Source organism: Bacteroides sp. NGMCC 1.200775 (genome assembly GCF_040798045.1).
GTDB lineage: Bacteria > Bacteroidota > Bacteroidia > Bacteroidales > Bacteroidaceae > Bacteroides > Bacteroides hominis.
The window spans coordinates 318508-331346 of record NZ_JASCQK010000001.1 but is presented as its reverse complement, the minus strand read 5'-3'; the positions used below and the strand labels follow the sequence as shown (position 1 = coordinate 331346).

At 40.1% G+C, this 12839-nt stretch carries 11 protein-coding genes; 7 read left to right on the top strand and 4 right to left on the bottom strand.

What is annotated here, in order from left to right:
• Positions 1 to 83: 83 nt before the first annotated feature.
• Together QK890_RS01485 and QK890_RS01480 are read left to right on the top strand one after the other, a co-directional pair.
• Positions 84 to 716, top strand: coding sequence for a peroxiredoxin (locus tag QK890_RS01485; RefSeq protein ID WP_044300869.1), 633 nt, complete (start codon positions 84 to 86; stop codon positions 714 to 716).
• Positions 717 to 926: 210 nt separating this feature from the next.
• Positions 927 to 1172 carry an RNA-binding protein gene (locus QK890_RS01480; RefSeq protein WP_005777722.1) on the top strand — a complete coding sequence of 82 codons (246 nt, stop codon included), beginning with the start codon at positions 927 to 929 and terminating at the stop codon, positions 1170 to 1172.
• Between the two features lie 72 nt (positions 1173 to 1244).
• Here QK890_RS01480 and QK890_RS01475 read toward each other — a convergent pair whose 3' ends face one another.
• Genes QK890_RS01475 through QK890_RS01465 form a run of 3 tightly spaced genes read right to left on the bottom strand, consistent with a single transcriptional unit; the run spans position 1245 to position 4309 of the window.
• Positions 1245 to 2636 carry a cytochrome-c peroxidase gene (locus tag QK890_RS01475; protein WP_005777723.1) on the bottom strand — a complete coding sequence of 464 codons (1392 nt, stop codon included), beginning with the start codon at positions 2634 to 2636 and terminating at the stop codon, positions 1245 to 1247.
• Between the two features lie 15 nt (positions 2637 to 2651).
• Positions 2652 to 3437 (bottom strand): cytochrome c biogenesis protein CcsA, encoded by a 786-nt coding sequence (ccsA, locus tag QK890_RS01470; protein ID WP_005806056.1) that lies wholly within the window; start codon positions 3435 to 3437, stop codon positions 2652 to 2654.
• Positions 3434 to 4309: a cytochrome c biogenesis protein ResB gene (locus QK890_RS01465; RefSeq protein ID WP_250721035.1), complete on the bottom strand. Its 876-nt coding sequence runs from the start codon at positions 4307 to 4309 to the stop codon at positions 3434 to 3436. Before QK890_RS01465 ends, ccsA begins: the two co-directional genes overlap by 4 nt.
• Before the next feature lie 270 nt (positions 4310 to 4579).
• On the opposite strand from QK890_RS01465, the gene QK890_RS01460 reads away from it, so the two are divergent.
• Complete coding sequence (locus QK890_RS01460; protein WP_186992616.1) at positions 4580 to 5845, top strand: S41 family peptidase; 1266 nt, start codon at positions 4580 to 4582, stop codon at positions 5843 to 5845.
• Between the two features lie 66 nt (positions 5846 to 5911).
• Here QK890_RS01460 and QK890_RS01455 read toward each other — a convergent pair whose 3' ends face one another.
• Complete coding sequence (locus QK890_RS01455; RefSeq protein WP_032530018.1) at positions 5912 to 6961, bottom strand: DUF2776 domain-containing protein; 1050 nt, start codon at positions 6959 to 6961, stop codon at positions 5912 to 5914.
• 224 nt (positions 6962 to 7185) lie between these two features.
• Between QK890_RS01455 and ileS the strand changes: the two genes are divergently transcribed.
• From ileS to QK890_RS01435, 4 genes are all read left to right on the top strand, one after another.
• A complete protein-coding gene (gene ileS, locus QK890_RS01450) occupies positions 7186 to 10611 on the top strand; it encodes an isoleucine--tRNA ligase (protein ID WP_367627124.1) in 3426 nt (1141 codons plus the stop codon).
• Between the two features lie 35 nt (positions 10612 to 10646).
• A complete protein-coding gene (locus tag QK890_RS01445) occupies positions 10647 to 11027 on the top strand; it encodes a TraR/DksA C4-type zinc finger protein (protein ID WP_005777736.1) in 381 nt (126 codons plus the stop codon).
• Positions 11028 to 11141: 114 nt separating this feature from the next.
• Positions 11142 to 11774, top strand: a complete 633-nt coding sequence (locus QK890_RS01440; protein WP_005777738.1) for a lipoprotein signal peptidase — start codon at positions 11142 to 11144, stop codon at positions 11772 to 11774.
• A 10-nt stretch (positions 11775 to 11784) separates the two neighbouring features.
• Positions 11785 to 12831, top strand: coding sequence for a DUF4296 domain-containing protein (locus tag QK890_RS01435; protein ID WP_032539297.1), 1047 nt, complete (start codon positions 11785 to 11787; stop codon positions 12829 to 12831).
• The last annotated feature ends 8 nt before the right edge of the window (positions 12832 to 12839 follow it).

Below are 12839 nucleotides of genomic sequence, written 5' to 3'. Positions count from 1 at the left end.
CGTTAAACTTTGGTAGCAAACAAAGATTCTGATAGCTTTGTTTCCGAAATGAATCGTTTAATAACTTCTAAAACAAGAAAATTATGAGATCATTAATTGGAAAACAAGCGCCGAAATTTGATGCCACGGCCGTAATCAATGGGCATGAAATCGTTCAGGACTTCTCGTTGGATCAGTATAAAGGGAAAAAGTATGTAGTATTCTTCTTCTATCCGATGGATTTTACTTTTGTATGCCCCACCGAACTGCACGCATTTCAGGAAAGGCTCGACGAGTTTGAAAAACGGAACGTAGCTGTGGTAGGTTGCTCGGTCGACTCTGAATATTCTCATTTCTCCTGGTTGCAGATGCCCAAGAGCGAGGGAGGTATCCAAGGCGTGAAGTATCCTATTGTGTCCGACTTTTCTAAATCAATCTCTGAAAGTTACGGAGTACTGGCCGGAAGCTATGCTCCCGATGAAAATGGCAATTGGGTATGCGAAGGGGCACCGGTGGCTTTCCGCGGTCTGTTCCTGATTGACAAAGAAGGTGTAGTGAGACATTGTGTCATCAACGACTTACCATTGGGACGTAACGTAGACGAAGTACTGCGTATGGTGGATGCCTTGCAACATTTTGAAGAGTATGGCGAGGTTTGTCCGGCCAATTGGTCGAAAGGTAAAGATGCCATGAAAGCAACCGAAGACGGAGTGGCCAGCTATCTGAGTAAACATTAATAGAGACACATCTGTAAGAAAAAAGGGCGTTTATTGAAAAATAAATGCCCTTTTATAGTTGATAATCCAAATATTATGGCGTTCTTTGCTGCCGAAAACAATTGATCGTTTTATTTTACTCTATTTTCTACTGAATCAGTCGAATCCGGATCTAATCTCAAACTTCTGTTGTTTCTAAATTTATTTATCAATTTTTATTTTTTTTATTTTATGAACATGTACATTGGAAACCTTAGCTATCGTGTTAAGGAAGCAGATTTGAGACAAGTAATGGAAGAGTACGGAACAGTTGATTCAGTAAAACTGATCACCGACCGCGAGACTCGCAAATCTAAAGGATTCGCATTCGTTGAAATGCCGAACGACGACGAAGCCAAAAATGTTATCGCTGAGTTGAACGGTGCTGAATACGAAGGCCGTCAGATGGTTGTTAAAGAAGCCCTGCCTCGTAACTAATCCATTCATAGCATAAAACTAAAAAGGATACTCTTTGCAGAGTATCCTTTTCTTGTTTTTATCCGGCAGACATTACAATGCCTTGCTCTGATTATCATTGGTCAGTGGTTTACCTTTATACTCTCCGGTCAGTGTTTCCAGGAAAGCTACTATTTTATTCAGTTCATCTTCCGGCAGATTCTTATCTACCTGATATTTGGCCATATAATCCACAGCCTCCTTCATTGTTTTCATGCTACCGTCATGAAAGTAAGGAGCTGTCAGGGCAATGTTTCTTAAACCGGGAACTTTGAAACGATGTTTATCACGATCATTTTGGGTCTGTTTGAAGCGTCCGTTATCTTCTTCTGTCAATTCAATGCCACGATCTGCAAAATAATCTCTCTTCACACCCATTAACTCGTAAGACTGACCACCCAAAGTTTCACCTACATGGCAAGTAGCGCAATCGTATTTCTTAAACAATTCGTATCCGGCAAGTTCCATATCGTTAATAGCAGTCTTTTCACCTTTCAGATAAAGGTCGAAACGAGAATTGGGAGTGAGCAATGTCTTTTCGAACTCTTCGATAGCGTCAGTGATATTCTTTTCCGAATATCCGTCGGGATATACAGCTAAAAAGGCTTTGGTAAAATTAGCGTCCTGTTCGAGTTTTGCAATGATTTCGTCAAAAGACTGGCAAGCCATCTCGACCGGATTCAACGGAGGACCGGCAGCCTGCTCGGCAAGTGTTCCGGCACGTCCGTCCCAGAACTGCACGAAATTGTAGGCAGCATTGTATACCGTCGGAGCATTCACACCTCCGAATTGTCCACCTACACCTTCTGAATATTGCTTGTTGTCTACCCCTCCCGTATTCAATCCATGGCATGATGCACATGAAACGGTGTTGTCGGCCGAAAGGCGAGTATCGTGATAAAGCATATCTCCCAAAATCACTTTACGCATATCTACCGGAATGGAATCAGCGATGGGACGCACCGGCTCGTTAGCGAATTCGGCTGAAGCCAGCCCGTTAGCATAATGTGCCAGACGGTGTTGTTTTGCCCACGCCATAGCCATTTCCTTTTTAGCATCTGTCACACTGGCTCCCCAGTGTACCATATAGTAGGCATGTTTAGGCATTGTTCCGTCCATGATCACTTTCTCTACTTTGGCCAAAGCCACTTTTCCTACAGGTTTACCGACTTTTAAGGCTTCAGCCATTTCGGTCATGTCAAAAGCGCGATAACCTTGTTCCACGTCCTTCTGAACCATTCCGCCGGCAACAGGCCAGTTTGCATAAAAAGGAAGATCCGGACTACCCGAATGGCATTGCAGGCAGCCACCGGAAGTAATGATCTCTTGCATCTGAGCGTCAGCGGCAAGCTCTTTTGACGGAGCCTGATTTACGACGCGGTAAGTGATAGCCAAAGCTCCGACCGTCACCAGTAATGCGATGATAAATTTTGTACTTTTCTTCATTGTGGATTCTTTTAGTTAATTATTACGATTATATAAATGTACACTTTGTTGAGCCGAGGGCAAATAATTTACTCCATACCAACACATCTGCAAAGCCAAAAAGGAGAAAATAAGTATGACATACAGCATCTTTTTACGAAACCTGCCTCGTAAGCGCAGGTGCATATATAATAGGTATCCCATCCAGGTAACCACTGCCCAGGTCTCTTTGGGATCCCAACTCCAATAATTTCCCCAGGCCTCCTTTGCCCATAAAGATCCAAGAAGCATGCCGATCGATAAAAAAGCCACACCAGAATAGACCAGATTATCCGCTGTCACCAAATATTCTTCTTTGTGGTGTACAAGCCCGCAAATAGCAATAATGAAAGCACATCCCAATACAGAGTAGGAGAACATATAAACTGTGACATGGGGAATAAACCAGACACTTTGCAAAGCCGGCATAAGTGATTGGTCATGTATCTCGGGCTTCAGCAAATTGATGATAACAAAAACAGTGGACAGCAGAGTAGAGAAAGAAAGTATCCATCGATATTTCCAGCGAATATACGTCAACAGCCCGGCAATCCCCATAAAAAAGGAATACCACAAACGGGTTTCACCCATAGTGCGAAGAGGAGGGCGTTGCAGAGATATCCATAGCCCGGCAATGAATATCCCCAGACAAGTAATTCCTGCTACAGTCAGTACAACAGCTATTTTACTTTGTCCCGATGAACGAAGTGCCGATATGGCACCCGTAAGCCAAAGGCAGATGGAGACGGTTGCAAACAGATAGAAGTTATCCCAGGTTATCATGATTTAGCTTTTTTAGGACCATTAATAAATAGCAGAACAGCTCCTGCTAACATCATTAAAATACCAGTCACCATTACATATTTCCAGGGTTGACGTACAATCTGAAGAATGCAATATCGGGTATTTCCCACATTACGTGTATCATATCCGGTCAGATAAATATCTTCTCCCAAACGGTAACTGTGAGGATGATTTACTTCAAGCGTAGTTCTCTGCTCTCCAATACGTACATCTGCCGCAAAACGCGAAGGCATCCCGTTCGGATAATACTCTGTATTGAAAGAGTAGAGTTCCAATTCATAATCCAGATAATAGGCTTTCCCATCCATACTATAGGCTTCGCGTCCCGGTTGTCCGGCATAAAGCGGGATCCGTAATGTCTGCACATCGCTGCTACCGAAGAATCCGGCAAATAAAGCGAGCCATAATCCCAAATGGTTCAGGAGAAAACGCTTCTTCGCCGGTACACGATGATAGAAAGCATGGATAACCACCATTGCCAGATTACTCAATAAAAGAAAAAGAATGGCAATGAATATCCAGGAAGTCATAAAGTTATAGCATCCCAATGAGGCTGGGACTCCTGATATGGATGCAGCTTCTGCTTCCGATAATTGGGGAAACAACCCGATAACCAAGCTGCCACCTACTAATAATAAGATTGATAAAATACTTGTCCGGGAAGACAGCAGAAAACGGGTTAACGGCAACTTATTCCCTTCTTTATAGAGACGCCATAATAAATAGACCCATATAACTGCTACAATCACATTCAGAGGGAATGCAAAAAAAGATAAGGGGAAATTGCCTGTCATAGTTTGCAATAATGCCGCTATTACAAAATATGCAGTTACTAATAGTTTTTTGTGCATAGTTGTGCCTTTATAGGGTGCAAAGTAAGTAAAAATATGCCAATAAACGTATAAAAGGGCTATTAATTTGTATTAAATACAAATTTGAAGTAGATTTAAATTAAAAAGGAACATTGCTATTTATAATATTAGTTGGGGATGACCGGGATACAAAATAAAAGAAAATATAAATTAGTACTTAGAATAAAGTAGCTTTCCAGGAGATTATCTATATTAGCATTCACAAAATAGCTTTAATCATTAAATGTCTAATCTTAAAAACGGCAAAACATGAAAACTCCATCTTTAATTCTGATGATAATCATTTTATGTAATCTCAGCATCCCAATAAATGCTCAAGTACTAACCTCCTGCCAGCAAAAAGAAGATTTTGATACCTTATATAGCTTATTATGTCAAGTACATCCGGATTTATTTATGTATCAAACACAAAAAGAATTTGAAGAAAAGCATGATTCAATATATCGCTTGTTAAATAAAGAACGAAACGTTTCTGATTTCTACTTTATAGTCTCTCCATTTGTTGCATCTGTAAAAGATGGTCATACTAATTTCGCAATTCCTGCTACTCCAGACAGAATAGACTATTTGAATCATGGAGGACTGACTCTGCCTTTACGCTTAAAAATAGTAGACGATAAGATAGTAGTTGATTTCCCCTTAATATCCTGTTCGATGCAGGAAAATGATGAAATAACATGTATGAATAATATAAATAGTCAAACTATATTAAGCCAATTGTATCTCTTACTGGGAGCTGAAAAAGGAAACGCTATTAAGGAAAATCAATTGACCCTTTATCTTTCTACTTTGCTATGGTATAAATATAATTGGGGTGACAAATATGATTTTACAATTAAAAGGGGAAATAAGATCTGGAAAGAATCATTGAATGGCATCGGACAAATAGATGCCCTCCCTGTTTTAAAAGCAAAACTTGGAAAAAGCCTGCCGCAATTTAGTTATACTCTAAGCCCCGATAGACAGACTGCTACTCTGCAAATAATGAACTTATATCAATTACCACAACTAAAACAATTTTGTGACTCTGTCTTTTCGGTGATTAACAGAGAACATGTACCCAATTTGGTTATAGATATCAGAAATAACAAAGGAGGGTCAAGTGCCGGAGTTGACATGCTTCTATCATACTTATCGCATGATGCTTATACATTATATACTAAAACTGATTTAAAAATCAGTTCATACTCAAAACTGTATAATAAGCAAAAACATCCGGAAACCTATGAAGAGATCAAAAATTTACCTGACGGATCTTTATTTGCTATTCAAGATTCTTCTGTAGCGGGAAACCGGGATAAAGCAGATATTTATAAAGGAACAGTTACAGTATTGGTAAATGAAACTACTTATTCCGGAGCGTCGACATTTGCATCTGCTATTAAAAAATCTCATGCAGGAAAAATTCTTGGTGAAACCGGCTGTCCAAATGTATATTTTGGCAATTATATGTCATTCACATTACCCAATTCCCGATTAGAATATTATGTCTCACTTAATAAATTCTATGAATAAATGAACTCTCTAAAAAGAAAGCGGAGTTCACAATTCCGCTTTCTTTTTAGTATTGTCCTATTGCATTTATTTTGAAGATGTTCCACTCTCAAGAATACTGACAATTGAAAAGAGGGTGAAGCAAATAGCCCCTAATCCGGCTAATACACGTGCAGGGATAAAATAATCATCGTGTGTCGTACCTAATTCGAAGGCGAAAGAGGCCAGAAACAGGCAAGCTAATGCTGTCAATACCGGAATCAGAGGGATGCGGTTGGCCAAAGCAAATTCTCGTCCCCAGATTTTTGCCAGTAGAATTACTTTACTGGAAATACTGTAACAAACAAGGCCAAGCCCAATCATAATATATCCGATAACCCCATTTGTACTGCTTGAATCGGCAAAAATAACAAACAGCCCCCAAAGGAGGGAAATAGTTCCCATCAATAATACGAGTTTCGGCCATTGTTTACGTTCTTTATCCGTATATACATTTCTTATTTGACGGGCAATAGTAGCGACCAAAGCAATCAGGCTTGTGCAAATACAAGCCAGACCTGCCATCACATGCCCTGCTACGAAATAAGCAGGATGTACATCGCTTTTAGCCAATAAAACAAAAGCCCATATCCAAGCAATCAACGAGACAATAATAGCTATTGTTTTTAATACAAGTTCTTGACCTTTAGTAAACGCTCCTTTAGGAATATCATTACCAATCATTTTTGAGTTGGCAGGAATCAGTGAAAAACGGGTAGAAGATGTTGCAGCAGTTGCTACACAAGTAGTTATCAGTCCTACTCCGGCAACCACATGCCCAGCCACAAAGGAAGAGGCAGAGGCAGATCCGGTAAACATACAAATTCCACCAATAATAGTAACGGCAGCAGCCAAATAACCGATAATAGGCAGTGCGTACAGAGAACCGCGCCCATAAGTATGTATAATTTGCCGGATAATAGTAGCGGCTGTTGCAAACAATGCAATACAAATCATACCTAATGAAAAGACTACAGGACCTGCCACCAATCGGTTAGGATCATCTCCATATGCACTGATAAACGCTCCGTAGCCGAAACAAAACAGAGCCATCGCCAAAGGAATTGCTCTGAACAATATACTAATACCGTAATTCATAACATATAGGGTTTTAAAATTTCCCTGATAAACAAGGCATATAGTTTTTTGTTTTGCTCCCCTTACTACTTTTTACACTCTTTTCACAAGGCGGTCCTTCCTGTCAGACTGAAATTAAAAAGGCTTTTCTTGTATGAAAACGAATGTTTTTGTACATTTGCACCCTTAAAATAGGGAGGGTATCCCGATCTTAAATTGTAAATAGTAAAATTGTAAATATAGCCATGAGCAAGAAATTTGCCGAATATTCGCAGTTCGACCTCTCGCAGGTGAATAAGGACGTATTGAAAAAATGGGACGAAAACCAGGTTTTCGCCAAGAGTATGACAGAACGTGAAGGCTGTCCTTCGTTTGTTTTCTTCGAAGGACCTCCATCAGCTAACGGTATGCCGGGTATTCACCATGTAATGGCTCGTTCTATAAAAGATATTTTCTGTCGTTACAAAACGATGAAAGGATATCAGGTGAAACGTAAGGCAGGTTGGGATACACACGGACTCCCTGTAGAATTAGGTGTAGAAAAGTCTTTAGGGATCACCAAAGAGGATATTGGAAAAACAATTTCTGTAGCAGAATACAATGCTCATTGCCGTCAGGATGTAATGAAATTCACAAAAGAGTGGGAAGACCTGACTCATCAAATGGGGTATTGGGTGGATATGAAGCACCCGTACATCACATATGACAACCGTTACATCGAAACACTGTGGTGGTTATTGAAACAATTGTATAAAAAAGGATTACTTTATAAAGGATATACTATCCAGCCATATTCTCCGGCAGCCGGAACAGGATTAAGTTCACATGAACTGAATCAGCCGGGATGCTATCGTGATGTGAAAGACACAACGGTAGTGGCACAATTTAAGATGAAGAACCCTAAACCCGAAATGACAGAGTGGGGTACTCCTTATTTTATAGCATGGACTACTACTCCATGGACACTACCTTCGAATACAGCACTTTGTGTAGGTCCTAAAATTGACTACGTTGCAGTTCAATCGTACAACGCATATACAGGACAGCCAATCACGGTAGTATTGGCAAAGGCATTGTTGAATACACATTTCAATCCGAAAGCAGCCGAACTGAAGCTGGAAGATTATAAACCAGGTGATAAGTTGGTTCCTTTCAAAGTAATTGCTGAATATAAAGGTACCGATTTGGTAGACATGGAATATGAACAATTAATTCCATGGGTAAATCCGGGAGAAGGTGCTTTCCGTGTAATACTGGGCGATTATGTAACAACAGAGGACGGTACGGGTATTGTACACATCGCTCCGACATTTGGTGCGGATGATGCTCAAGTGGCAAAAGCTGCCGGTGTGCCTCCATTACAGTTGGTTAATAAAAAAGGTGAACTTCGTCCGATGGTAGATCTGACCGGTAAATTCTATACTTTAGATGAGTTGGATGAAGATTTTGTAAAACAGCGCGTTAACGTAGATTTATACAAAGAGTATGCAGGTCGTTTCGTGAAGAATGCTTATGATCCGAATCTATCCGATCAGGATGAATCATTGGATGTAAGTATCTGTATGATGATGAAAGTTAATAATCAGGCTTTCAAAATAGAAAAGCATGTGCATAATTACCCGCACTGCTGGCGTACAGACAAACCGGTGCTTTATTATCCGCTGGATAGTTGGTTTATTCGTTCTACTGCGTGCAAAGAGCGCATGATAGAGTTAAATAAAACCATTAACTGGAAACCGGAATCTACCGGAACCGGACGTTTTGGCAAATGGCTGGAAAACCTGAATGATTGGAATCTGAGCCGTTCCCGTTACTGGGGTACTCCGTTGCCTATTTGGCGAACAGAAGACAACAGCGACGAGAAATGTATAGAGTCGGTTGAGGAGTTATATAATGAAATCGAAAAATCGGTTGCCGCAGGGTATATGCAATCGAACCCCTATAAAGATAAAGGTTTCATACCGGGTGAATATAATGAAGAAAATTATAATAAGATAGATCTCCATCGCCCATATGTAGACGATATTATCCTTGTTTCAAAAGATGGTAAGCCTATGAAACGCGAAACAGACCTGATTGACGTATGGTTTGATTCGGGTGCGATGCCTTATGCACAGATCCATTATCCATTTGAAAATAAAGAGTTATTGGATAGCCATCAGGTATATCCGGCAGATTTCATTGCAGAAGGTGTGGACCAGACACGTGGATGGTTCTTCACTCTACATGCCATTGCAACCATGGTATTTGACAGTGTTTCATACAAAGCAGTCATTTCAAACGGATTGGTATTAGACAAGAATGGCAATAAAATGTCTAAACGCTTAGGAAATGCAGTTGATCCGTTCTCTACCATCGAGAAATATGGGTCCGATCCCTTGCGTTGGTATATGATTACCAATTCTTCTCCATGGGATAACCTGAAGTTTGATGTAGAAGGCATCGAGGAAGTTCGTCGTAAATTCTTTGGTACTTTATACAACACCTATTCTTTCTTTGCTTTGTATGCTAATGTAGACGGGTTTGAATACAAAGAGGCTGATGTTCCGATGAGCGATCGTCCGGAAATTGACCGATGGATTCTCTCTGTACTGAACACATTAATAAAGGAAGTAGATACCTGTTATAACGAATATGAACCGACTAAAGCAGGACGTTTAATTTCTGATTTCGTAAACGATAATCTGTCTAACTGGTACGTCCGCCTGAACCGTAAGCGTTTCTGGGGTGGTGGATTCACTCAGGATAAACTATCTGCATATCAGACTTTGTATACATGCCTGGAAACGGTAGCCAAATTAATGGCACCTATCGCTCCTTTCTATGCAGACCGTCTGTATGGCGACCTAATCAGTGCAACAGGACGCGATAATGTAGTTTCTGTCCATCTGGCGAAATTCCCGGAATACAATGAAAAAATGGTAGATAAGGAACTGGAAGCACAAATGCAGATGGCACAAGACGTTACTTCCATGGTGTTGGCATTGCGTCGTAAAGTGAATATTAAAGTTCGTCAGCCGTTGCAGTGTATCATGATCCCTATAGTGGATGAAGCACAAAAAGCCCATATCGAGGCTGTAAAAGCACTTATCATGAGTGAAGTCAACGTAAAGGAGATTAAATTCGTTGATGGTACAGCCGGCGTTCTGGTGAAAAAGGTTAAATGTGACTTCAAGAAACTGGGACCAAAATTCGGAAAGCAAATGAAAGCTGTAGCAGCAGCTGTAGCAGAAATGTCACAGGAAGCTATTGCCGAACTCGAGAAGAACGGCCGTTATACCCTTAATTTAGATGGGGCAGAAGCTGTTATAGAAACTGCAGATGTAGAGATCTTCAGCGAGGACATTCCGGGATGGTTGGTTGCCAATGAAGGGAAATTGACTGTTGCGCTGGAAGTTACTGTAACGGAAGAACTTCGCCGTGAAGGAATTGCACGTGAATTGGTAAACCGCATTCAAAATATCCGTAAATCAAGTGGTTTCGAGATTACAGACAAAATAAAAATAACATTATCTAAAAATCCGCAGACAGATGATGCGGTAAATGAATATAATGGTTATATTTGTAACCAAGTTTTGGGTACATCCCTTACTTTGGCAGACGAAGTAAAAGGCGGCACAGAATTAAATTTCGACGACTTCTCTTTGTTTGTGAATGTAGTGAAAGAATAATTCTAATACTAATAACCTAATAAACAGTAAAAGTTATGGCAGAAAAGACAAGATATTCGGATGCGGAGTTAGAAGAATTCCGTGCCATCATTAATGAAAAACTGGAACTAGCACAACGTGACTATGAACAGTTAAAACTGAGCTTAATGGGGCTGGACGGAAATGACACAGATGACACGTCCCCCACATATAAAGTCTTGGAAGAAGGAGCAAATACATTGTCGAAAGAAGAGACTACACGTTTGGCTCAACGCCAACTGAAGTTTATTCAGGGTTTACAGGCTGCTCTTGTACGTATCGAGAATAAAACGTATGGTATTTGCCGTGAAACAGGAAAATTAATTCCGGCAGAACGTCTGCGTGCTGTGCCTCATGCTACACTGAGCATTGAAGCAAAGAACAGTGGAAAGAAATAAATAGTAGGCTACGAGCTACCTATTGCAAGAGACAAGTGTATACACGGCAATATCGTGTTTCTCTTTAGCTTGTAATTGGTAGCTCGTAACTTATATAACTGATAGCTTAACAAAATGAAGAAACTACTCACGAAAGGACAAATCGCTCTGCTCGTCATTTTTTCTGTGCTGATCATTGATCAAGTGATTAAAATCTGGATCAAGACTCATATGTATTGGCATGAGAGTATCCGTATTACAGATTGGTTTTATATTTATTTTACCGAAAATAATGGTATGGCGTTTGGAATGGAGATATTTGGAAAACTCTTTCTGACTACATTCCGAATCGTTGCAGTAGGCTTGATAGGGTGGTACTTATATAAAATAGTAAAAAGAGGATTAAAAACCGGATATATCATTTGTGTATCGTTAATCTTGACCGGTGCACTGGGTAACATTATTGACAGTGTTTTCTATGGAGTCTTTTTCAACGAAAGCACACATTCACAAATAGCCAGTTTTATGCCCGAAGGAGGTGGTTACTCCACTTGGTTCTATGGTAAAGTAGTTGATATGTTTTATTTCCCGATTATCGATACAAACTGGCCGGCATGGATGCCTTTTGTAGGTGGAGAGCATTTCATTTTCTTTAGTCCGATCTTCAATTTCGCAGATGCCGCCATTAGCTGCGGAATTATTGCCTTATTACTGTTCTATAGCAAATATCTGAATGATTCATACCATCATTCTGTGACCAAAAAGTAAAAAAGAGGTAATGAAAAAGTATTTCCGGTTTCAATTATGTTGTATCTGTCTTTTGGTACTGATAACATCTGCTTGTAAGGTGAAAAGACCTGATAGCGTTATATCAGAATCACAGATGGAAAATCTGCTATACGATTACCACATTGCCAAAGCGATGGGTGAGAACATGCCTGGTGGCGAGAATTACAAAAAAGCACTGTATGTAGAAGCTGTATTTAAGAAATATGGTACAACAGAAGAAGTTTTTGACTCGTCTATGGTATGGTATACACGCAACACAAAAATACTATCGGAAATCTATGAAAAGGTAAATAAAAGGCTGAAAGCCCAACAGGATGCCATCAACCACTTAATAGCATTGCGTGATAATAAGCCTAAGATGTCTGCTCCAGGCGACAGTATTGATGTCTGGGCATGGCAGCGGGTTGCCCAGTTAACGGGATCTCCATTGAATAATAGGTTCACGTTCACATTACCTTCTGATACAAATTTCAAGAAACGTGATGTATTGCTCTGGAAAATACAATATAACTTCCTGGATGGAATGCCGGACTCAACAATGGCTCCGGTAATGGCCATGCAGATTGTTTATAAGAACGACAGTGTGACTAATAGTTGCACGAAACATATATTTGAATCAGGAATTCAGGACATTCGTCTTCAATCAGATACGATGACTATCAAGGAAATAAAAGGATTCATTTTCTATCCGCAATCCCAAAAGTTAACAACACTTTTGGTTAGCGACATTTCGTTGACCCGTTATCATGTAAATGACTCATTAACACAAATGGGAAAAGACTCTTTAAATGCCGACTCAATAACAGAAAAAAATAAGGTAGATTCTATCCGGAAGAAAGCTCCCCAAGATACTATTCAAACGACGCCGGTACATCAACGGACTAATCCAAAGGATTTGAACCGCCCCAATAACGATGTCCGTCCCGTTAAACCGGAACAACGAGAGAAAGAGCAACAAATAGAAAAAGAAAAACAGCAATTAGAAAGACAGCAACGAACTAATCCAAGGAGACCATTGCGTCGTCAGAATAATTAGAAAATAAG